The sequence below is a fragment of the Streptomyces sp. NPDC005963 genome, assembly GCF_040638655.1.
Taxonomy (GTDB): Bacteria; Actinomycetota; Actinomycetes; order Streptomycetales; family Streptomycetaceae; genus Streptomyces.
The window spans coordinates 1-22,617 of sequence record NZ_JBEXVD010000028.1 but is presented as its reverse complement, the minus strand read 5'-3'; the positions used below and the strand labels follow the sequence as shown (position 1 = coordinate 22,617).

General features: G+C 69.5%; 15 protein-coding genes and 1 pseudogene. 8 read left to right on the top strand and 8 right to left on the bottom strand.

Annotated elements, in window-relative coordinates:
* Positions 1–265 precede the first annotated feature (265 nt).
* Genes ABZ348_RS28675 through ABZ348_RS28665 form a run of 3 tightly spaced genes read right to left on the bottom strand, consistent with a single transcriptional unit; the run spans position 266 to position 3,428 of the window.
* The gene (locus ABZ348_RS28675; protein ID WP_358937956.1) at positions 266–1,063 is read right to left on the bottom strand and encodes a sugar phosphate isomerase/epimerase family protein; all 798 of its coding nucleotides are present in this window, start codon (positions 1,061–1,063) and stop codon (positions 266–268) included.
* Positions 1,064–1,107: 44 nt separating this feature from the next.
* Positions 1,108–2,271, bottom strand: a complete 1,164-nt coding sequence (locus tag ABZ348_RS28670; protein WP_358937870.1) for a dihydrodipicolinate synthase family protein — start codon at positions 2,269–2,271, stop codon at positions 1,108–1,110.
* Complete coding sequence (locus tag ABZ348_RS28665) at positions 2,268–3,428, bottom strand: Gfo/Idh/MocA family oxidoreductase (protein ID WP_358937868.1); 1,161 nt, start codon at positions 3,426–3,428, stop codon at positions 2,268–2,270. The genes ABZ348_RS28670 and ABZ348_RS28665 overlap by 4 nt, the downstream gene beginning before the upstream one ends.
* Positions 3,429–3,700: 272 nt before the next feature.
* On the opposite strand from ABZ348_RS28665, the gene ABZ348_RS28660 reads away from it, so the two are divergent.
* A complete protein-coding gene (locus ABZ348_RS28660) occupies positions 3,701–4,777 on the top strand; it encodes a LacI family DNA-binding transcriptional regulator (RefSeq protein ID WP_358937866.1) in 1,077 nt (358 codons plus the stop codon).
* 231 nt (positions 4,778–5,008) lie between these two features.
* A complete protein-coding gene (locus ABZ348_RS28655; protein ID WP_358937864.1) occupies positions 5,009–5,824 on the top strand; it encodes a sugar phosphate isomerase/epimerase in 816 nt (271 codons plus the stop codon).
* On the opposite strand, the pseudogene ABZ348_RS28650 reads toward ABZ348_RS28655, so the two are convergent.
* Positions 5,805–6,656 (bottom strand): annotated as a pseudogene (locus tag ABZ348_RS28650) (EamA family transporter); the annotation flags it as partial. The gene ABZ348_RS28655 and the pseudogene ABZ348_RS28650 overlap by 20 nt on opposite strands.
* Before the next feature lie 120 nt (positions 6,657–6,776).
* Here ABZ348_RS28650 and ABZ348_RS28645 point away from each other — a divergent pair.
* The 3 genes from ABZ348_RS28645 to ABZ348_RS28635 all read left to right on the top strand — a co-directional run bounded on the left by ABZ348_RS28645 (position 6,777) and on the right by ABZ348_RS28635 (position 11,020).
* Positions 6,777–7,679, top strand: a complete 903-nt coding sequence (locus tag ABZ348_RS28645) for a LysR substrate-binding domain-containing protein (protein WP_358937862.1) — start codon at positions 6,777–6,779, stop codon at positions 7,677–7,679.
* 725 nt (positions 7,680–8,404) lie between these two features.
* A complete protein-coding gene (locus ABZ348_RS28640) occupies positions 8,405–10,252 on the top strand; it encodes a glycoside hydrolase family 3 protein (protein ID WP_358937860.1) in 1,848 nt (615 codons plus the stop codon).
* Positions 10,253–10,426: 174 nt separating this feature from the next.
* Positions 10,427–11,020, top strand: coding sequence for a hypothetical protein (locus ABZ348_RS28635; protein ID WP_358937858.1), 594 nt, complete (start codon positions 10,427–10,429; stop codon positions 11,018–11,020).
* 127 nt (positions 11,021–11,147) lie between these two features.
* Here ABZ348_RS28635 and ABZ348_RS28630 read toward each other — a convergent pair whose 3' ends face one another.
* The gene (locus ABZ348_RS28630) at positions 11,148–12,602 is read right to left on the bottom strand and encodes a S28 family serine protease (RefSeq protein ID WP_358937856.1); all 1,455 of its coding nucleotides are present in this window, start codon (positions 12,600–12,602) and stop codon (positions 11,148–11,150) included.
* 308 nt (positions 12,603–12,910) lie between these two features.
* Positions 12,911–13,315, bottom strand: a complete 405-nt coding sequence (locus tag ABZ348_RS28625) for a hypothetical protein (RefSeq protein ID WP_358937954.1) — start codon at positions 13,313–13,315, stop codon at positions 12,911–12,913.
* Positions 13,316–13,709: 394 nt separating this feature from the next.
* On the opposite strand from ABZ348_RS28625, the gene ABZ348_RS28620 reads away from it, so the two are divergent.
* Complete coding sequence (locus ABZ348_RS28620) at positions 13,710–16,016, top strand: VCBS repeat-containing protein (protein WP_358937854.1); 2,307 nt, start codon at positions 13,710–13,712, stop codon at positions 16,014–16,016.
* 151 nt (positions 16,017–16,167) lie between these two features.
* Here ABZ348_RS28620 and ABZ348_RS28615 read toward each other — a convergent pair whose 3' ends face one another.
* Together ABZ348_RS28615 and ABZ348_RS28610 are read right to left on the bottom strand one after the other, a co-directional pair.
* Positions 16,168–19,917, bottom strand: a complete 3,750-nt coding sequence (locus ABZ348_RS28615; protein WP_358937852.1) for an ABC transporter ATP-binding protein — start codon at positions 19,915–19,917, stop codon at positions 16,168–16,170.
* 238 nt (positions 19,918–20,155) lie between these two features.
* Complete coding sequence (locus ABZ348_RS28610; protein ID WP_358937850.1) at positions 20,156–21,124, bottom strand: serine hydrolase; 969 nt, start codon at positions 21,122–21,124, stop codon at positions 20,156–20,158.
* Positions 21,125–21,804: 680 nt separating this feature from the next.
* Here ABZ348_RS28610 and ABZ348_RS28605 point away from each other — a divergent pair.
* Both ABZ348_RS28605 and ABZ348_RS28600 read left to right on the top strand, forming a co-directional pair.
* Positions 21,805–22,134, top strand: coding sequence for a PadR family transcriptional regulator (locus ABZ348_RS28605; RefSeq protein WP_358937848.1), 330 nt, complete (start codon positions 21,805–21,807; stop codon positions 22,132–22,134).
* A 2-nt stretch (positions 22,135–22,136) separates the two neighbouring features.
* Positions 22,137–22,526: a DUF1048 domain-containing protein gene (locus tag ABZ348_RS28600; RefSeq protein WP_358937846.1), complete on the top strand. Its 390-nt coding sequence runs from the start codon at positions 22,137–22,139 to the stop codon at positions 22,524–22,526.
* Positions 22,527–22,617 lie beyond the last annotated feature (91 nt).

Here is a 22,617-nt window from a genome sequence, read left to right as displayed (position 1 = left end):
TCCTGACACCAGCTACGACACGCATGGACGCGGAAGGGTTGCACCGCCCGGGAAGATTTTTTGTCTCCCCTCGACCGGCACCTCGACCGGCACCTCGCCAGCACCTCGACCAGCGTCCCGTTCCGGCCAGGCCGCACTCGGCCTCGATCGTCCCGCTTCCAGGGCTCAGGCGAGAACCCGGACACGGCAAAGCAGGAAAGCAAGAAAGCAGGAGTACAGGAGAGCAGGAGAGCAGCGACGGACCTGGTACGGCGGGCGGGGCGCCTCACCCCACGTGCTCGTGGAACCGCCTGAGCGTCTCGGCGACCACCTCGGCACCGTCCCGCGACCAGAGCACCTCGTTGAACAGCTCCACCTCCATCGGCCCCCGATATCCCGCCGCTTCGACCCGCTCCCGCCAGCGCCGCAGTTCGATGGAACCGTCGCCGAGCTGCCCGCGCCCCGTGAGCACGCCCGCCGGGAGGGGCGTGGTCCAGTCGGCCAGTTGGAAGGAGTGGATGCGGCCCTGCTCCCCGGCGCTGGCCACCGTCTGTGGCGCCCATTCGTCCCACCAGACGTGGTAGGTGTCCACCACCACTCCCACCCAGGAGGGCGGAAAGCGGCAGGCGAGCTCCAGTGCCTGGTGGAGGGTGGAGATGACGCAGCGGTCGGCCGCGTACATCGGGTGCAGCGGCTCGATGGCCAGCCGCACGCCCCGTTCAGCCGCGTAGGGAGCGAGTACGGCAAGTGCTTCGGCCACCTGCTCCCGGGCTCCCACCAGATCGCGGCTGCCCTCCGGTAGACCACCGCTGACCAGTACCAACGTATCCGTACCGAGGGCTGCCGCCTCGTCGACCGCGGCCCTGTTGTCACCGAGGGCACGATCTCTTCCCCGCTGGTCCGCCGCGGTGAAGAAGCCGCCCCGGCAGAGGCTGGTGACGGTCAGTCCGGCGGACTCCATCAGCGCGGCCGTCGCCCGTACCCCGTGGGCGCGCACCGGTTCCCGCCAGAGGCCCACCCCCCGTACGCCCAACCGTACGCAGACGGCGGCCAGCTCCGGCAGGGACAGTTGTCTCACGGTCATCTGGTTGATGCTGAACCGGTCGAGGGCGGTCGTGCCCCGGGCGTTCACCCTTCGACCCCGTACACCGAGAGGAGGGATCGCATCCGGGCCTCCGCGATCTGGGGGTCGGGGAAGAGGCCGAGGGCGTCGGCGAGCTCGTACGTCCGGGCCAGGTGGGGTAGTGAACGGGCGGACTGCATTCCCCCGAGCATGGTGAAGTGGGTCTGGTGGCCGGCCAGCCAGGCCAGCAGCACCACTCCCGTCTTGTACTGGTGGGTGGGTGGCGCGAATAGGTGCCGGGACAGCGGAAGCGCGGGTTCGAGGGCGGTGCGGAAGGCAGCCGGATCACCCTCGTCCAACAGCCGTAGGGCGTGCGCCGCCAAGGGCGCCAGTGGGTCGAGGACGCCCAGCAGGGCGTCGCTGTGGCCCGTCTCGTCCCCCGCCACCAGTTCCGGATAGTGGAAGTCGTCCCCGGTGTAGCACCGTACGCCCGCCGGGAGTCGACGGCGGAGCTCGATCTCCAGGGCCGGATCGAGGAGCGAGACCTTGACGCCGTCGACCGCCGCCGGTCGAGCGGCGACGATCTCCACCAGGGCCGCGGTGGCGACTTCGAGGTCATCGCTCCCCCAGTAGCCGCGCAGCGCAGGGTCGAACATCGGGCCGAGCCAGTGGAGGATCACCGGTTCGCGGGCCTGGCGGAGCAGTTCGCCGTAGAGGGCGGCGTAGTCCTCGGGGCCGCGGGCCGCTGCCGCGAGCGCCCTGGACGCCATCAGCACGGCCCGTGCCCCGCACTCCTCGACGACGGCGAGTTGTTCGACGTAGGCGACGTACACGGCGTCGAGGGTGGCGGGCCCCGGAGGGAGTTGATCGGTTCCGACCCCGCACACGATCCGTCCGCCGGCTGTGGCGGCCTCGGCCGCGGAGCGCTTGATCAGCTCCGCCGCCGCCGGCCAGTCGAGGCCGGCTCCGCGCTGGGCAGTGTCCATGGCCTCGGCCACGCCCAGTCCGTATGACCACAGATAACGGCGGAAGGCGAGCGTCGCGTCCCAGTCGACGACGGCGGGCGCACCGGGGCCGTTGGCCGCACGGGGGTCGGCGACCGTGTGGGCGGCGGCGAAGACGGTACGTGAGGGGTGGCCCGGCAGGGCAGGACGGGGGAAGTCGACGGGGTGGACGCGGGGGCGGTGGGTGCGCAGCCCTCCGTCGGCGTCCGGCAGCAGCAGGGTCACGGCGTCAGCTCCGGAACGTCGAGCCGGCGTCCTTCGGCGGCCGATCTGCGCCCGAGTTCCGCGAGTTGTACGCCGCGTGCGCCCGCCAGGAGGTCCCAGCGGTAGGGCTCGCCGAGCGCCACATGGCGCAGGAACAGCTCCCACTGGGCCTTGAAGCCGTTGTCGTACTCCTGGTTGTCGGGGATCTCCTGCCACTGATCGCGGAAGGACTCGGTGGCGGGCAGATCGGGGTTCCAGACGGGTCTGGGGGTGGCCGAGCGGTGCTGGGCGCGGCAGCGGCGCAGTCCCGCCACTGCGGAGCCGTGGGTTCCGTCCACCTGGAACTCGACCAGTTCGTCGCGCATCACCCGTACCGCCCAGGACGAGTTGATCTGGGCCACCGCGCCACCTTCGAGTTGGAAGATGCCGTACGCGGCGTCGTCGGCGCTGGCCCGGTAGGGCTCGCCGCGCTCGTCCCAGCGCTGTGGCACATGGGTGGCCGTGTGGGCGAAGACGCTGGTCACCCGGCCGAAGAGCTCGTGCAGGAGGTAGTCCCAGTGGGGGAACATGTCGAGGGTGATGCCGCCGCCGTCCTCGGCCCGGTAGTTCCAGGACGGCCGTTGGGCCTCCTGCCAGTCGCCTTCGAAGACCCAGTAGCCGAATTCTCCGCGGACGGAGAGGACCTCGCCGAAGAATCCGCCGTCGACCAGCCGTTTGAGCTTGCGCAGCCCCGGGAGGAAGAGTTTGTCCTGGACGACGCCGTGCCGTACGCCAGCCGAGTTCGCGAGCCGGGCGAGTTCGAGCGCTTCTGCGAGGTCGCCCGCGGTCGGCTTCTCCACGTAGAGGTGCTTGCCCGCGGTGATGGCCCGCTTGAGCGCGGCCGCGCGGGCGGAGGTCACCTGGGCGTCGAAGTAGATGTCCACCCTGGCCTGTCCGGTCGCATCGAGCACGGCGTCGAGGTCGGTGCTCCATTCGGTGAGGCCGTGGCGGCGGGCGATGGTGCGGAGCGCTTCTTCGCGTCGCCCGACGAGCACCGGTTCGGGCCAGAGGGTCTCACCGCCGCCGAGGTCGATTCCGCCTTGTTCGCGAATGGCGAGGAGGGAACGCACCAGGTGCTGGCGGTATCCCATCCGGCCGGTGACGCCGTTCATGGCGATCCGTACGGTCCTGCGTGTCACGTGCCGGCCTCCGGGGCTCCTCGGTCCGCCCGCGGCCGGTTGCCGTGGCGGGCGGCGGTGCGCTCGTTCGACTTCTCCCCCACTTGCCCCTGCGCCTGCCGGGGTTGCCCTGCGCAGTCGTTTGGTGGAACAGGGACGGGGTGCTGCTGAAACCCCTCTGGAGCGTGTTCACCGCAACCCGTCATAGCAAGCGCTTTCTATCGGATATGACGCTAGCCTGCCGACAGCGGCCCGGACAAGCGCCCGGGGCCGATCTCCCGCGGAGGAAAGCGATGACAGTCACCCTGGCGGATGTCGCGGCGCGGGCCCGGGTCTCCCCGGCCACCGTCTCCCGAGTCCTCAACGGCAACTACCCCGTCGCGGCCTCGACCCGAGAGCGGGTACTCCGCGCGGTGGACGAGTTGGACTACGTGCTCAACGGCCCGGCCAGTTCCCTGGCCGCCGCCTCGTCCGACCTCGTCGGCATCCTCGTGAACGACATCGCCGACCCCTTCTTCGGGATCCTGGCCGGGGCCGTCCAGAGCGAGATCGGGGGGCTGGGGAGCACCGGGCGCGGAGGCGGCGAGAAGCTTGCCGTCGTCTGCAACACCGGGGGCGCCGCCGAGCGGGAGCTCACGTACCTCACCCTCTTGCAGCGGCAACGCGCCGCGGCGGTGGTACTGACCGGTGGTGCGCTCGAAGACCCCCAGCACACGGCCGCGATGGCGACCAAACTGGGCAAGCTCAGTCGGGCGGGGACACGCGTGGTCCTCTGCGGACGACCGCCGATCAGCGGTGATCCGGGCGCCGGTGAGCCGCCCACCCCCGCCGTGCTCGCCTTCGACAACCGGGGCGGGGCCCGACGGCTCACCGATCATCTGCTGGCACTCGGGCACCGCAGGATCGGTTACGTGGCCGGACCGCCGGGTCGTACGACCACGAGGGACCGACTGGAGGGGCACCGGGAGGCGATGGCGGCTGCCGGGGTGGCGGGAGATCAGGAGCGGCTCACCGTGCACAGCACCTACGGGCGCGGCTCGGGCTTCGACGCCGCCCGCGAACTGCTGCGGAGGGACCCGGATCTGACAGCCGTCGTGGCGGCCAACGACACGGTGGCGCTCGGAGTCTGCGCCGCCCTGCGCGACCGGGGACTGCGCGTACCCGAGGACGTCTCGGTGGCGGGCTTCGACGACCTGCCCTTCGCCGTGGACGCGGTGCCGGCGCTGACCACCGTACGGCTGCCGTTGGTCGAGGCGGGGGCACGGGCGGGGCGGTTGGCGATGGGGAAGGAGGCGTCACCTCCGGGTGGGATAGCGACGGTCGAGGCAGAACTCATGGTGCGCGGGTCCACGGCCCGGCCGCGGGGGTGAGCGCCCGGCCCGCCCTGCGCACGGCGGGTGCGGGGTCATCCGGGGGATGCTCGCAGGTCGTGGCGGATGCCGGGCGGGATGCGGGGTACGCGCAAACACGGGGCGTCGCGCGCCGTCGGACCTTCCGTACTCATGGGTCCCGGCGGCCGTCCCCGTATCGGGCCGGCGGGCGTTTCGCCGGTCCCGCAGTTCACAGGGCAGCTACCGGCCCCGACCGAAAGGAACAGTGCCGTGAAGTTCGCGTTCTCCACGCTCGGCGTGCCGGGCATGGCCACGGCCGATGTGGCGGCCCTCGCCGCCGACACCGGCTATCAGGGCGTGGAGCTGAGGGTGGCTCCCGACGAACCGGTGCACCCGGGGATCCAAATGTCCGAGCGGGCCGCCGTGGTGAAGGAGTTCGAGCGGGCCGGGGTGGAAATCCTCGCCGTCTGTGGCTACACGGACCTCGCCGCCGAGGCCGACGAAGCGGTGGTGCTGCGAGAGATCGGCGAACTGTTGTGGCTGGCCAGGGACCTCGGCGCGCCCTACGTCCGGGTCTTCCCCGGCGGCGGCGACCGGGACTCCTCCCTTGCGGATGCAACGGCCGCCGGGTTGCTCGGTGCCGCGGCGGAGACCGCGGCAGGCGCCGGGGTGAAGCTGCTCCTGGAAACCCATGACTCGCATCCCACGGGGGAGGCACTCTCTCGGATCCTCGGGCCGGTCGGCCATCTGAACGCCGGTGCCCTCTGGGACGTGCTCCATCCGTGGCTGGCCGGCGAGGACCCGCTCACCACCCATGGCGCGCTCGCCCCGTTCCTGGGATACGTCCAGGTCAAGGATGTGGCTTCGCGCGATGACCTCACCCCGATCGCCCTCGGCGAAGGCGTGGTCCCGCTCGCCGAGTGCCTGGCGACGCTCACGCCCCAGACGTGGTTGAGCTGGGAGTACGAGAAGCGTTGGCATCCGCAGGCGGCGGACCTTCCGGAGCTGCTCGTCGCGGGACGGGAGCACCTGGAGGGATTGCTGTCCTCGCTGCCCGCTCAGCCGACCTTCCCGACAGCGAAGTGAGCGCCACTCCGCTCACCAGGAGGACGGCCGCGCACCAACCCAACGGGCTGATGGACTCGTCCAGCAGCAGCGCCGACGACGACATGCCGAAGACGGGGACCAGGAGGGAGAACGGGGCGACCGCCGAGGCCGCGTGATGACTGAGCAGCCAGTTCCAGGCCCCGAACCCGAGCACCGTCGACACCCAGGCGATGAACAGCACCGCTCCCGCGCCGGTCCAGTCCAGGGAGCGCAGTGCCTCTGCCTGCGCCTGCGGTCCTTCGAAGAGGAGCGAGAGGGCGAGCAGGGGCAGTACGGGGACGACGCTGACCCAGACCATGAAGTTCAGGGCGTGGGACGGGGACGCCCTGCGGGTGAGCACGTTGGACACGCCCCAGCAGGCAGCGGCGGCGATCACCAGGGCGAAGGCGGCGAACGATCCCGAGCCGCCCTCGTCGACGGCGGCGACCACGATCCCGCCGAACGCTATGCCCATGCCGACGATCCGCCCCCTTCCGAGGTGCTCGGCGAGGAGGGTGGCGGCGAAGACCGCGGTGAAGACGGCTTGGGCCTGGAGGACCAGCGAGGAGAGGCCGGCTGGCATCCCCTGGTCCATGCCGAGGAAGAGCAGGCCGAACTTCCCCACGCCCAGTGCGAGGCCCACGCCGATGATCCACCGCCAGGCGACGGTGGGGCGTCCTACGAGGAAGACGGCGGGGACGGCCGCGACCGCGAACCGCAGGGCGGAGAAGAGCAGGGGCGGGAAGTGATCGAGGCCGATGTCGATGACGACGAAGTTGACTCCCCAGGTCGCGGTGACGGCGACGGCCAGGCAGATGTGTGCTGGGCGCATGAAGCGAGCATCACGGACCCGAACCATGTAGCACCAGCACGGATTTCTTCATGGTGAAATTGAGCATTGCTAACGAATGAAGTGCTGAGGGCGAGAGCGCCGAGGACGAAGGAGGCCGTCGTGCTCGATCTGGGACGGTTGAGGGCGCTGCACGCCATCGCGGTGCACGGCTCGGTCGCGGGTGCCGCGACCGCACTTGGGTACACGCCTTCCGCGGTGTCGCAGCAGATCACCAAGTTGGAGCGGGAGACGCGCACGATCCTGCTGGAGCGCCAGGGGCGAGGGGTCGTCCTCACCGATGAGGCGCGCCACCTCGTCGGGGCGGCGCAGGAGCTGCTGGCGATCGTGGAACGCGCCGAGACCACCCTGGAGGAACGGCGCGGCACTCCGACCGGCCGGCTGACGATCGCCGCCTTCCCATCGGCGGCCCGCGGCCTCCTACCGGGCGTCCTCGCTGCACTGACGCAACGTCACCCCGACCTGGACGCGCGGTTGACCGAGGTGGATCCGCATCTGTCGATCGATCTGGTCGCCAAGGGCATGACGGATCTCGCCGTGGCGCACGACTGGGACATCGCACCGCTGCCGGCACCGGAGGGCGTCGAGCAAGCGTTCCTCGGGGAGGACCTCTGCGATCTGCTGGTGCCGGAGGGGCATCCGCTGGCCGCGGGGAGGCGAGCGGTCCAGGCGGATCTGGTGGGCGAGCGGTGGATCTGCCAGCCGCCGGGGACGGTCTGTCACGACTGGCTGGTGCGAACCTTGCGGGCGTCCGGCCATGAGCCCGATCTGGTGCACCAGGCGGAGGAGAACCACACTCAACTCGCCCTGGTGGCAGCCGGGTTGGGGGTGGCGATGATTCCACGCCTGGGTCGGGGCGCCCTGCCGCCGGGAGTGGTGGCGGTACGGCTCGATCCCCTGCCCAGGCGGCGGCTGTACGCCTTGTGGCGGACGGGTGCGGCGCGGCGACCGGCGATCACCACGACGGTGGGAATGCTGCGGGAGCACTGCGCCAGAACGGTGTAATGCGCACGGTCTTCCTGGGAGCGCCCGACGCACGGCCGTTGGAGTGACCCGGTCGGAGCGGACAACGGTGCGTACGAGAGGAGTTCGGACCGCCAGGCAACCCCCGCCCGGACTTTCCCGTCTATCCAGCCAGCCCTGCCGGGTGGGTCCGCAGTCGGTGCCGGTTCGCTTCGTTTCGGTACGAGCGCATCGCCGGCTTACCCCTCTCCCGCCGTTCTGCGGCCGGCCGGGCTCGCCGCCACCGGTGCGTCCCCTCCCGACGGCGCCGGTGGCGGACCCGGGCCTCGACGCGCCGACCCGCAGCAGGACAAGACCGCGGGAAGGGCGCTGCGGGACGGTGACGCGGCAGAGGAGTGACACCGCGAAGACGTCACGCCGGTGGAGCAACGACGGGGAAAAGTGACGCCTCCCGGGAACGTGATGCCCCGGACCTGGGCCATCGTCCTGCTGTCGCCCTGCCGTCGTCCTGCTGTCGCCCTGCCGTCATCCCTCTGTGCGGACCCCTCACAGCATGGGTGCTCGGGGTCGCAGAGCGACAGCGCGGCATCGAGGCGGGGCACAAATCGCCCTGATCCACCGAGACGAATCGACGCAAAAGGGACCTCTGACACCCCTCGGGTCCATTCCCTTGCCGAACGCTCGTCCTGACAGTTATCTTCCGCCTGACCGTTTCCCCCTGGAAGTTTCCTTCAACTCCCTTGTGAGCAAGGCCGGAAGGAGCACCTGTGCAGGACCGAAGCCTTTCCAGACGCACGCTCATCGCGTCAGCCGCCGTCGGTGCGGCAACCGTCGCAGCAGTGACGGGCACGACCGTGCCGGCGGCAGCCGCCGAAGCAGCACGTCACTCCCAGACCAAACGCCTCAAGCAGCTCATCGCCGGGATGAGTCTGGAGCAGAAGGTCGGCCAGCTGTTCGTCCCGTACTTCTACGGGACGTCTGCCACTGCCCCGTCCCAACGCGACATCGACCAGAATCTCCGGGAGATCGGCGTCAGCAATGTCGCCGAGATGATCCAGAAGTACCACGTCGGCGGAGTCATCTACTTCGGCTGGGCGCGGAACATCACCGACCCGCACCAGCTCGTCGACCTCTCCAACGCGATCCAGAAGGTCGCGAAGGACAACGGCACCCTCCCGGTCGTCATCTCCATCGACCAGGAGCACGGGCCGAACACCCGTGTCGGCCCGCCGGCCACCCAACTCCCGGGTCCGATGGCGCTCGGCGCCAACGGTTCGGTCTCTGATGCCCGCACAGCAGCTGAGATCGCCGGTATTGAGCTGGCCGCCATGGGCATCCACCAGAACTTCGCCCCGGTCGCCGACGTCAACGTCAACCCGGCCAACCCGATCATCAACATCCGGTCCTTCGGCTCCGAAGCGCGCCATGTGAGCCGGCTGACCGCCGCTCAGGTGCGCGGCTACGAGCGCAAAGGCATCGCCACGTCCGCGAAGCACTTCCCGGGCCACGGCGACACCGGCATGGACAGCCACACCTCGCTGCCGATCATCACCCACACCCGTGAGGAATGGGAGCGGATCGACGCCCCGCCGTTCCGGGCGGCCATCGACGCGGGTGTGTCGTCGATCATGACCGCGCATCTCCAGGTCCCCGCTCTCGACCCGAGCAACGACCCGGCGACGCTCTCCCACCCCATCATCACCGGTGTGCTCCGCGGAGAACTCGGCTACGACGGGGTCATCGTGACCGACGCGCTGAATATGGCGGGTGTCCGGACCAAGTACGGCGACGACCGCGTCCCCGTGCTCGCCCTCAAGGCGGGCGTGGACCAGCTCCTGTTCGTCCCGAACCTGGACCTGGCCTGGAACGCCGTCCTCAACGCGGTGCGCGGCGGCGAACTGACCGAGGCGCGCCTGGACGAATCGATCCTGCGCATTCTCCGCATGAAGGACAAGGTGGGGCTGCTCGACGGCAACCCCTACGTCACCCACCGCGGCGTCGACCGCACGGTCGGCATCCGCAAGCACCTCGCGACCGCGGACCGGATCGCCGAGCGCACGGTCACCCTGCTGGTGAACCAGCGGGACTTCCTTCCGCTGTCCCGGCGCAAGCAGGGCAAGGTACTGGTCACCGGCCAGAGCCCCTCGTTCCCTTACAACGCGGACCGCCGCAGCGTCCCGGTGTTGGCCGAACAGTTGACGGCTCAGGGCTTCACCCCGACCACCGTCACCATCGACCACGCCAACCGGGCGACATGGGACGACGCCAACATCGCGCGGGCGGTCGCCGGCGCTCAGGGTCAGGACGTCGTTGTGGTCCTCACCCAGAACGTGGGCGCGACCAACCGCCAGAAGGTGCTGGTGGAGCGGCTCGTGGCCACCGGAGTTCCGGTGGTGACGGTCGCCGTCGGTAACCCGTACGACATCGCCCACTTCAGCGGTGTGAAAGCGTCTCTCGCCACCTACGGCAGCGCGGACGCAGAACTGCCTACGCTCGCCCGCGTGCTCGCGGGTAAGGGCGAGCCCGGTGGACGGCTGCCCGCGGCGATCCCGCGTGCGGACAATCCGGCGCAGGCGCTCTACCCCGTCGGCTATGGACTGTCCTACGACGACTGACGTAGACGGATGGGGCCCGCACTCTAGACACAACACCTCTAGCGGGCCCCATGGCCATCGGTGCCGCTGGCATCGACAGCCCGGACGGGCCACCCTTGATCCGACGGCCGCACGGCCGAACGCTCGGGGGTCCGAATGGCAAAGCGGCTGCGGTCGAGCCGACGCAGGTCCACGATGAGCGCCCTGGTACTCCTACCGGTGGCGCTCGTCGTCGGTTGCCAGCAACCCGCCCAGGGGACCGCGGCGAAGGAGTCGGCGGGCGCGAGCGCCACCGCCGCTCCCGACTACGGAACGGTCTTCCTGGGCCCCGGGGACTGCGGCTCGCGCGACAAACACTTCCTAGAGGTCCCCTGCACCAGCGAGAAGGCAGCCGCACGGGTGATCGCACGACACGGCGGACGGCAGGCCACCGGCCCCGCCTGTCCCCTCGTCACCGACTTCGTCCTGCACATCTCACAGGGCTACTCCCCCGTCGACGAGGACGGCGACGGGGACGTGGGCCAGGGCTATGCCTGCATGCGCAATCTGGAACCGCCGCATCCGGGCGACCCGGGCGGCGGGGGTGGTCCGCACACCGTGGTCGGCGACTGTGTGTATCGGGCGGGGGGCGGCCAGGTGAAGGAGGCAGCGTGCGACGGATCCGGGCCGCACGAGCCGGCGTACGAGATCGAGTCTGCGGTGCTCCACCGGTCGCAGTGCCCGTCCACCACGGATCTCTATGTCCAACTGCGGGTGGGCAAGCCGGTGGGCTGCGCACACCACGTATAGCCGAGCGCACGACGCCACGGCAAACACATCCGACCGTACGCACGGATGTCGAAACAGGTGTCGCACGGGTGGGGTCGTGCCCGCCGCGTATGACGGCGACGGACACGACCTGCCGAGCCCGGGGACCTTACGGTCGCAGGGTGGGCTCGCGCTCGATGTCGACCTTGTCGAGCTTGGCGTCGAACCGCGCCAGCGGCTTCGCCTGTGACTCGTCCCGCTGGACGGCGGCCGGTGCGACACCCGCCCACTTCAGGATGGACGCGGTGGCCGCGGCCTTGTCGTCGGGGGCGAGGCGGGCCACGTTGGCGCCGTGGTTGCCGCCCGGGGCAACGTACACATAACTGTCGCTGCTGCCACGGCCCAGACGGAACGGCTCCGCGCTCCACGGGTCGTTCTGGCCGTTGACGAACATCATCTGGTCGGCGTTGTGGCGCACCCACCGGTCGACGTCCTTCATCGCGTGCGGCTTGAACCGCATCGGGATGTCCTTCGGCACGAAGTTGCGCGGCGGCTGGTAGCCGTAGCGGCTCAGCCCCTTGAGGTGGGGCTGCTTGATGTCGGGCGAACCGAGTTCCGTACCCGCCTGGTAGTAGTACGGCGTGTACGGGGCGAGCCCCTGGTCCGTGTAGAAGGAGAACCCGGAGATCGAGTCGACGCTGTTCCACAGCTCGTCGTCGGTCGCGGTCTTCGCGGCCGGGATCGCGCCGCAGTCGGCGACCAGGCTGTACTGCCAGAACGCCCAGGTGTAGTCGAGCACGACGGCTTCGAAGGCACGGTCGAGGGAACCGATCGTGTTGAAGGTGTAGCCGTTGTCCTTGGCGTACTGGGCGTACTTCGCGGTGAGCGGTGCACGACGGACGAGGGCTTCGCGCTGGACGGCGTTCAACTTGTCGCGGCACTCCTTGGTGCCGACGTTCGCGAGGAAGCGGTCGTACGCCTTGTCCTCGTTGTTGACCACGTCGTTCGGCGCCACGTAGGCGACGACGCCGTCCATGTCGCGCGGGTAGAACCGCTCGAAGTACGTGGCGGTCATGCCGCCCTTGGAGCCGCCCGTGGACAGCCACTTCTTGTCGTAGATCTTCTTCAGTGCGGAGAAGATCCGGTGCTGGTCGCTGGCGGCCTGCCAGATGTCCAGCTTCGACCAGTCGGCCGGGCTGGGGCGCGACGGCGTGAAGTAGCGGTATTCCAGGGAGACCTGGTTGCCGTCGATGATCGCGGTGGGTTCACTGCGGCGCGGAGTGGTGCTCAGTCCGTAGCCGGAGGTGAAGAACACCGTGGGTCGGGTGGTGTCCTTATGCAGCAGTGTGAGCCGCTGCTGGAAGGTGCCCTTGCGCGGATTGCGGTGGTCCACGGGCTGGGTGTAGTTCAGTACGAAGAACCGGTAGCCCGGGTAGGGCTTCTCCTCGATCAGACTCATGCCGGGTATGGCAAGGATCCGATCCTTGATGTCGGTGCTCACGGATCTGGTGGACGAAGACTCCGCGGCTTTCGCCGCCCCTGAAGTCGCCTCCGCCGCGCCCACGGTGCCCACGAGCACCCCGAGCGACACCAGACCTGTCAGCGCCTTGCGCGCCTTGCGCATTAACCCTCCCCTGATTGTTCTGTGGGTCGCCGCGAACCTAGCGTTGGTCACACCCGACCCGCCAGACCCAATTTCCGACGTCAGGGGCCCTGAACAGGAGAATCAACCGTTATGCCCGCCGAAGACAGGGAAGTTACCGGCAAAGGGTGAGGGAACGTCACGAGAGCGCTCAGATGGAGGCAACGGGTGCCGAACGGAGGCGATGCGTCCGCGCAACCAGCCCCAGGGCGCCCAAGTCACCTGGTCAGCGGGTCAGCGGGTCAGCGGGTCAGCGGGTCAGCGGGTCAGCAGGTCAGCAGGTCAGCAGGTCAGCAGAGGATCCACCCCGTGGAGCGTCCGACGCCGGCAACGCTTCCGGTCGCCCGAACACAACGGTTCAGTGCATGGACGGTCACCGGCCCCGCCTTCCGGCTGTAGCGGCCTTCGTCCACCACCGCGCGCCCGCCCCGCGGTTGGAGCGACACCGACATGGCGCGCCGAACGCCCGGGCGCTTGGCAATCGTGATCGCACAGGCATAGCGGTGGCTGCGGTAGACCCTCAGCTCTCCGGTGGAGAAACGCACCGTCTTCGCCGGACGCCCCGAGCAACCCGAGGCCAGGGCCGTCGCCCCACCGGGCGCCGCGAGTGCCGAGATGGCGACGGAGGAACTCACCGGGGCGGCCTGGGCCCGCTGCCCGCCGGGACCGAAGGCACTGAACCCCAGCAGGACCATCACGAGGGCGAGGAGTTGCGCCAACAACCTTCGCACGGCTCTGCACCCGGTGGAGGTCCTTCGTATTCGAGCGGTTCGTCCCGTACCCGTCTGCATGCCGCTGAGCGCCATGACTCCCCCTAGCTGTGGATGCCGTACTTCCGTACGACGCTTGACGATGCCGAATGGTTGTCGACCCCACAGGGGCTTCACACCGCGGAATTTCTGGGGAGAATTCGGCTCCGTCCGGGGAGGGGACGGGCCTCCACGGCGTTGTTATGCTCCGGCCACATCGGACCCGGGGGTCAAATCGTCCGAGTGGGAACCCGTCTGGACGCCCCGTCCCCCGATCCTCCGAACGCAGCGGGCCGAGCGCGCCGTGGTGCGCGGGGCCCTCCCGGGGAGGGAAACCATCGTGATCCAATTACTACGTACCAGACCGCTGCTCGCCGCGGCGATAGCCGCCGCCCTGGCGGTGACGGCGGCACCGGCCGCTGCGGTTCCGCGGGCGCTGCCGGACGGGGCGTCGAGCGCCCCGAACGCCTGGGACGCCACGCGCCCGTTGAGCTCTCCGAGCGCGCGCAACGTGCTTCCGTACCCGTCAGGTTCCGAGGTGCTGAGCGCGGGCCCGAACGGTTTCCTCTCGGTGAACGCCAAGGACGAGGTGCGCTGGACGCGGTACGCCGACGGCGCCGCCACCCTGGTGAGCCGGGATGCCTCCCAGTTCCGCCAGACCGAGTGGCACGGTGCCCTGTCCGATGTCGTGGCCGTCGGCGAGGGCGGGCTCCCGGCCAACTACCGCTCGGTGCGACTGATCGACATGTCGACCGGCACCGATCGGGCCGTGATCGATCTGGGTCCGACATCGGACCAGTACTGGTACGCCGGCACGGTCGAATCGACGGTCATCGCCACGCGGACCCGGTCCGCCGACGCCCAGGACCTGCACCTGCTGACCAGGACGGACGGTCAGACACAGAACCGGAAGGTGGTCGGGCTCCCCGACAACGCCCATCGGATCACCACCGCCGGAGCGGCGCCGGGCGGCCTGCTGGTGGAGTTCCGTGCCGGGACCCCGGAGAACCGGACGATGCACCTGGCCGTGGTGGATCTGGCCACCGCGACGGTCACCGCGGTCTACCCCAACGGCACGGACAGCGTCGCCGAGGAGAGTGCGCTCTCCGCCACCCGACTGGCCTGGATCGACGTCGACGTGGCCGCCCAGCGGACGACGCTCTCCGTCGCCGTGCACGGCTCGGACACCGAACCGCCCCTCCAGTGGGAACTGCCCGCGGTGGACGATCCGGTCGTGGGCCTGGTGGGCGATTGGGTCGCCTACGGCAACGCCACCCCGGTGGACCGCGGCACCGCGGGCGATCCGTTGTTGCCGCTCACCGTACGTCCGGTGACCGGAGGCGCACCCCGTACGCTGCTGGACCACGTCAGCTCGCTGACCCCGGCCCCGGATGGATCGCTCCTCGCCGTGGGAGGGACCCTCGATCAGGGCGAAGGCGTCTACCGGATCTCCGCATACGGAAGCAACGCCCCGGTCGTGCAGTTGATCGCCAGTACGGGAGAGCCCACCAAGGTCACGTATCTCGGGGACGCGATTCCGCGAACGGTGGATCTCGACCGCAACCGCGGCCAGGTCCCGCTGCAATGGCGGCTGTCACGGCTGAACGTCCGGATGACCGTCACCCTGCGCCATGTGCGCACCGGGGCTACCCTGACCCGGCAGATCCGGCCGGATCAAGGGGACACGGGCGGGCCCCAGTCAGCGCAGTTGGTCTGGGACGGTCTCCTCGACGCGAGCGGCGGTGGCAAGTCGGCCGCGTACAACGGTGACTACACCTGGCACATTTCGGCCACTCCGGTCAATGGGATCGGTCCGGACGTCACGGCTTCGGGCCAGTTCACCGTCGTACGCAGGCCAGCCCCCCACGACTACACCGACAACGGCTCTCCCGATGTGCTGGCCAGGGACACGGCGGGCAGATTGTGGCGCGAGGACACCCATTTCGACCTCGCGACCCAGAAGCTCGGCCGGACGACACGCCAGTTGATCGGCGGCGGCTGGAACGTGTACGACGTGATCGAGGCGGTCGGCGATGCCGGGGGGACGACGGCCGGCGATGTCGTCGCCCGTGATCGCGCGGGAGTGCTCTGGCTCTACCAGGGACGTACGGACGGCAGTTTCGCGCCGAGGGTCCGGGTGAGCGGTGGTTGGCAGATCCACCGTCAGATCGCGGGAGGAGGCGACTTCACCGGGGACGGCCGGGCCGATCTGGTGGCGGTCGACACGGCGGGGGTGCTCTGGCTCTACCGCGGCACCGGCAAGGCGTCCGCGCCCTATGCGGCCCGGCAACGAGTCGGCGGAGGTTGGCAGCCGTACGTCCAGTTGACCTCGGTGGGTCAGGTGGCGGGCAGTTCGGCCGGCGATCTGGTGGTCCGGGACTCGGCGGGGGTGCTCTGGCTCTACCAGGGCCGGGGCAATGGTGGGTTCCTGCCCCGGGTGAAGGTGGGCGGCGGCTGGAAGCCGTACACCCATCTCGTCGGCATCGGTGACGGGAACCGTGACGGTCGGGCGGACCTCCATGCCTTCGGCCCGAACTCCGCGTCCTTCTTCTACGAGAGCACCGGCGATGCGAAGGTGCCGTTCCGGCCACGCTCGGCGACACCGGTGCTGACCGACCAGTCAGGAACGTACGACAGGATCTCCTGACCGGCCGGGCTGGTGCTGCCGGGTGCCCTTGCAGCCGGCAGCACCGGCCCGTGCACCTTCCTGGCTCATCGGCCCATGAACCGGCCGCCTCGGCTCACCCGCGGTCCGCGGCCTCGATGTGCCCGTCCTCCTGGTGCCCGTCCCCGTGACGTCAGCTCACCGCGGCCTCGACACCCGCCAGGTCGTCGGGGTCGTCCGCGCCGATGAAGGTCCGCCACAAGGCGGCGTACTGCCCCTGAAGGGCGAGGAGTTCCTCGTGCGTGCCGTCCTCGGCGACCCTGCCGTCCGCCATCACGACCACGCGGTCGGCGCGTGCGGCCGTGGTGAGGCGATGCGCCACGACCAAGGTGGTGCGGCGGCCGGCGAGCCGGTCCGTGGCTTGATTGACCTGCGCTTCGGTGGCGAGGTCGAGCGCGGCGGTCGCCTCGTCGAGCAGCAGGACATCGGGATCGACCAGTTCGGCGCGGGCCAGCGCGATCAACTGCCGCTGCCCCGCGGAGAGGTTGCGTCCCCGCTCTGAGACCTCGTGGAGGTAGCCGCCGTCCAGGGTGGCGATCATGTCGTGGGCGCCGACGGCACGGGCTGCGGCCTCCACCTCCGCGTCGCCGGCACGGGGACGACCGTAGGCGATGGCGTCGCGGACCGTGCCTTCGAAGAGGTACGCCTCCTGGGGGACGACGCCCAACCGGTGCCGGTAGGCGGTGAGATCGAGCTCCCGAAGATCGGCGCCGTCGGCGGTGACCCGACCTCCGGTCGGGTCGTAGAACCGGGCGACCAACTTGACCAGGGTGGACTTTCCGGCCCCGGTCTCCCCGACGAAGGCAACGGTCTGCCCGGCGGGTATCCGCAGATTGATGCCGGTCAGGGCCTCTTCCTCGTCGCCGTACGAGAAGTCGACGTCTTCGAAGGCGATGTCACCGCGGAGCCCGGTGACATCCGTGGGCCGGTCCGCGCGTGCGGTCGAGGTGGGCTCGTCCAACAGTTCCTGGATCCGTCGCAGCGAGACGGCCGCCTGCTGGTAGCCGTCGAAGACTTGCGAGAGCTGCTGTACGGGGGCGAAGAACAGGTCGATGTAGAGCAGATAGGCGACCAGGGCACCGGTGGTGAGGGTGCCGGCGTCGATGCGGTGGGCGCCGACGATCAGTACCGCAGCTGCGGCGACGGACGCGAGGAGCTGAACGAACGGGAAGTAGATCGATATCAGCCACTGGCCCCGCACCCGGGCTTCGCGGTAGCTGTCACTGCCGGCGACGTAGCGCTCGTTGCCGTGGCGCTCCCGGCGGAACGCCTGCACGATCCGCAGTCCGGAGACGGACTCCTGGAGGTCCGAGTTGACGACGCTGACCCGCTCACGGGCCAGTTCGTACGCCTTGATGCTCTGCTTGCGGAAGAAGTAGGTGCCGATGATCAGCACCGGGAGGGTCGCGAAGACCACCAGGGCAAGCTGCACGTCGATGAAGACGAGGGCCACCATGATGCCGAAGAAGGTGACGACCGAGATGAACGCGGTCACCAATCCGGTCTGGAGGAAGGTGGAGAGCGCATCGACGTCGGTGGTCATCCGCGTCATGATCCGGCCGGTCAGTTCGCGTTCGTAGAAGTCGAGACCGAGCCGCTGGAGTTGGGAGAAGATCCGCAGCCGGATGGAGTACAGGACGCGCTCACCGGTGCGGCCCGTCATCCGGGTCGCACCGATCTGCGCCGCCCACTGCACCAGCACGCTCAGCAGGGCCAGTCCGGAGGCGGCCCAGACGGCGCCGAGCGCCACCTCTTGCACGCCCTGGTCGATGCCGTAGCGGATCAGCACCGGCAGCAGCAGCCCCATGCCTGCGTCGACGGCGACCAGGAGCAGGCTCAGCAGTAGAGGTACGCCGAAGCCCCGCAGGAGCATCCGCAGTCCCTGGCGCTCGCCGTGGGTGTGCTCGGCGCGCACTGCGCGGGCCTCGTCCACGTCGGGGGTGTCGGTGGCCGGTGGCAGGGCTTCCACCTGGGCCAGGAGTTCGGGCGTGGCGTCGGCGGTGGCGGGCTGAGCGGTGGCGGGGCTCTCGTCGCGTATCCACAGCCTGGGGGTGATGCCGCGCTCGGCGTCGAACTCGGCGTCGAGCTCCTCCCGTACGGTCAGGTCCTGCGGCGGCTCCGCATCCAGGGCCGGTAGGTGGCCGGGCGACACCCCGCCGAGTTCGTCGGGGTCGGTGAGCAGCTTGCGGTAGAGCGCGGATCGCTCGGCCAACTCGTCGTGGGTGCCGATGTCGGCGAGGCGTCCGCCGTCGAGCACGGCGATCCGGTCGGCGAGGTTGAGCGTGGAACGGCGGTGGGCGATGAGCAGCGTGGTGCGGCCGGCCATGACCGAGCGGAGTGCCTCGTGGATCTCGTGCTCGACACGGGCGTCCACGGCGGAGGTCGCGTCGTCGAGGAGGAGCAGCCGGGGGTCGGTGAGGATGGCCCGGGCGAGTGCGATGCGCTGGCGTTGGCCGCCGGAGAGGGTCAGTCCGTGTTCGCCGACCTTGGTGTCGTATCCGTCGGGCAGCGCGGCGATGAAGTCCTCCGCCTGTGCGGCGCGGACCGCGGCGAGGATCTCTTCGTCGGTGGCGTCGGGCTTTCCGTACGCGATGTTGGCGCGCACGGTGTCGGAGAAGAGGAAGCTGTCCTCGGGGACGAGTCCGATGGCGGCGCGCAGGGATTCGAGGGTCAGCTCGCGGACATCGTGGCCGCCGACGAGGACCGCGCCCTGGTCGACGTCGTAGAAGCGCGGCAGCAGCAGGGAAACGGTGGACTTGCCGCTGCCGGAAGCGCCCACGACGGCGACGGTCTCCCCTTCGCGGAGCTCCAGGGAGAAACCGTCCAGAACGGGACGGTCAGGGTCGTAGCCGAAGGTGACCGCGTCGAACTCGACGGTGGCGGGGGCGTCGGCGGGGAGTTCCTTGGTGCCGTCCTGGATGGTGGGTTCGGTGTCGATGAGTTCCAGGACGCGTTCGACACCGGCGCGGGCCTGCTGGCCGACGGTGAGGACGACGGCGAGCATCCGTACCGGGCCGACGAGCTGGGCGAGATAGGCGGAGAAGGCGACGAACGTACCGAGGGTGATCTCCCCCCGGGTGGCGAGCCAGCCACCGACGGCGAGCATGGCGACCTGGCCGAGCGCGGGGACGGACTGGAGGGCCGGGGTGTAGCGGGAGTTCAGTCGGATGGTCCGCAGGCGTCCGGCGAAGAGGAGGCGGCTGGCGTCGCGGAGTTTGCCGGTCTCCTGGTCCTCCTGACCGAAGCCCTTGACCACACGGACGCCGGAGACGGCGCCGTTGACCACGCCGGCGACCGCGGCGGCCTGGCTCTGCGCGTACCAGGTGGCGGGGTGGAGACGGGCTCGGCTGCGGCCGGCGATCCACCACAGGGCGGGGCCGACGGCGAGGGCGATCAAGGTGAGGGGCAGCGAGAGCCACGCCATGATCACGAGGGAGATCAGGAAGAGGAGTATGTTCCCGATGGTCATCGGGAGCATGAACAGCAGGCTCTGGATCAGCTGTAGGTCGCTGGTCGCACGGCCGACGACCTGGCCGGTGGAGAGTTCGTCCTGGCGGCGGCCGTCGAGGCGGGTGATGGTCGCGTACATCTCGGTCCGCAGGTCGTGCTGGACGTCGAGGGCGAGCCGGCCGCCGTAGTAGCGGCGTATGTAGGTGAGGACGTAGACGACGAGCGCCGCAACGATCAGGACTCCGGTCCAGACGGCGAGGGAGCGGCTCTTGTCGCCGATGACGTCGTCGATGACGATCTTGGTGATCAGCGGTACGAGGGCCATCAGGGCCATGCCGCCCAGCGAGGACCCGAGGGCGAGCACCACGTTGCGCCGGTAGCGCCAGGCGTAGCCGCTCAGTCGCCGTATCCAGCCCTGCTCAGCCGCCGCCACTGATGCCTCCCGTTGGTTCGGTTCCGCCGAGACACACCAACGCCGGGCGGGGCCGATTTCATCCCGTTGTAACAAAGGAACCGTGCGGGAGGGCGGGAGAGGAGCGGTGGGAAAGGGGGTGCAGGGACCGCAGGGAAGGGCGTGGCGGGAACCGCTGGGAAGGGGCGTGATCACGGCGCAGTCCCGGCCACCGTCGGATGGGTGACCGGGACTGTGGGTACGGCTGGGCCCGGTGGGGTCAGCGGATGGCCGGGACCGCGTCCTTCGCTGCCCGCTCGGGGGTTGCGGGGACGGCCTCGTACGGCACCGCCGGCAGGACGAACGTGGTGCGTGCGGTCGGGTTGATCGCCTTGTGGATGGCCCGGGAGACGGCCTGGATGGTGTTCACACCGTCGTTCATGGTCGTGTTGCCATGGGTGAGGACGGTGATCGTGTAGTCGTGTCCGTTGCCGGTGAAGGCGCCGATGCTGTGCACCCGCCATCCGTGGGTGGAACGCGGCAGCCAGCCGTTCTTCAACTGCACGGTGGCCGTACTGGGTGCTCCCGCCGGGGTTCCCCAGCGCTGGGAGGCGACGACGTCACGCATCAGCTTGAGTGCGTAGGCGCGTGAGGCGTCGGTGAGCAGGCCGTTCTTCACGGTCAGCCGGGAGAGCAGTATGCCCTGGTCACGGGCGGTGATCTGGGTGAGCCCCCAGTAGCCGTTGGCGCCCGGGACGGTGTTCTTCATCCCCGCCCCGGTCAGGAAGCGCTTGATCTTGGTCAGTCCGAGCTGCTTCCACAACGTGGTGGTGGAGGCGTTGTCCGACTTGGTGATCATGGCGGTGGCCAGGGTCTTCTCACGGGCGGTGAGCGATCGCTTCTGGGCTTGCGCATCGAGGAGCAGCGCACCGAGGACGGTCGACTTGACCACACTGGCGGAGTCGAACTTCTGGTCCTGGCGCAGGGTGCAGTTGGACTTGCCGGCACGGTCGTTGAAGTGGATCGCGACGGTGCCCTTGCGGCCCTTGAGCGCCGCGTCGATGTCCTTCTTGAGCTTGGCTGCGAGACCGGCCTTCACCGCGGTGCAGGAGACCGCTGGTGTGGCGGCTGCCGCAGGCGCGGCACCTGCGCTGACCACGAGGGCGGGCGCGAGGGTCGCAACGGCGAGAGCAGCGGCGAGGGCACGCGGTCGGCGTGCGGCACGGCCGGCTATTCGGTGCTGAGTCATGGAGGGTTCCCCTGTCCCCTGGAACTGATGTGGGCGCGCCTAGGTCGGTGCGCCCGCCACTGATGACTCATGGGGACGGGGATGGTTGTACGAGGATTCCGCCGCCGACCGAAACAGTTGCGGAGTGGTGACAGATCCAGGCCGGAACCCTGGTGGGGCGGTGTGAGCGGGCTCAGTGTGGCGGGGCGTCACGGGGTGGGCGGCTCGTGTGCGATGGGGAGGGTGCTCGGCGGTGGGACGGATGGTCGGCCGATGCTGGGGTGGTGCGGCCGTTGCTGGGGTGTGCTCGGCCGCTGGGCGCCGCGGGTGCTCGCAGTAGGGGTGGGGGCGTGCGTTCGTGGTGATGTCATCGGCGCACGACCGCCGGCATCACGGACCTCGTGGAGCGCGACAACCGCGGCTCGGGTGTCCCGTCCGGTCCGACCCGCGGCCCGGAACCTGGGAGAGGTGACATTTCCCGGGACGCTGCGTCGCCTCGGGCGGCGTGAGCGGGTGGCGCGGTGAGCGGGCGGCGGGTGGCGCGGTGGGTGGGTGTCGGTGGGGGGTGCGTGGTGGGGGTGGGTCCACGACAAGCAGTGAATCGAGAACTCCACTATTCCTTCTTGCTAAGTACCGGTAGTCAGCGTTACGGTGTACCAGTACTCAACAGCGCTAACTAGCACAGAGAGAGGAGATGCTTCATGTCCAAGCTGGAGACGGAGATGCTCAAGGGCACGCTGGAGGGCATCATCCTCGCGTCCTTGTCCGGTCGACCCGCCTACGGCTACGAGATCACGGCGCGGCTGCGGGAGCAGGGCTTCTCCGACATCGCCGAAGGGACCATCTACGCGCTGCTCCTCAGGATCGAGAAGCGCGGTCTGGTCGACGTGGAGAAGGTGCCTTCCGAGAAGGGGCCACCGCGCAAGGTGCACTCCCTGAACGCTCGGGGACGGGAGTACCTCGAAGAGTTCTGGAGGACCTGGAGCTTCCTCACGGAACGACTGGAACAGCTCCGCGAAGGAGGCAAGTAGCCATGTCCGAGGACGAGAAGACCGGCTTCATCGCGAAGGTGATCGGGCCCAAGAAGCGCTGGTGGGCCTACAAGGCACGCGTCAAGGAGCTTCCCGAGGGCCACCGCACGGCCGTCGAGGCGATCGAGCGGTACCTGATGCACTTCGTCCCCAGCGACGGCGACAGCAGCATCTCCATGTTCGAAGACCTCGCCGACCTGTTTGACCAGGGCGTGGCGGACGGAACGTCGATCCGCGAAATCGTCGGGGAGGACCCGGTGGAGTTCGCCGACGCCTTCGTCCAGAACTACTCGGAGGGCGGCTACGTCCCCGCCAAGGCCCGCAAGAGACTGACCGACGACATCGCGCGCGCCGAGGGCGAGGTCCCGGAGGGGGCCGAGGGCACCGCCTAGTGTGATGCGCCTGAAATCCCCAGTGTTAGTCGGTACCTTGATGATATGGCGCATCCGGGTCCTTCTGCAGTGGAGATCGTGCTGTTTGATG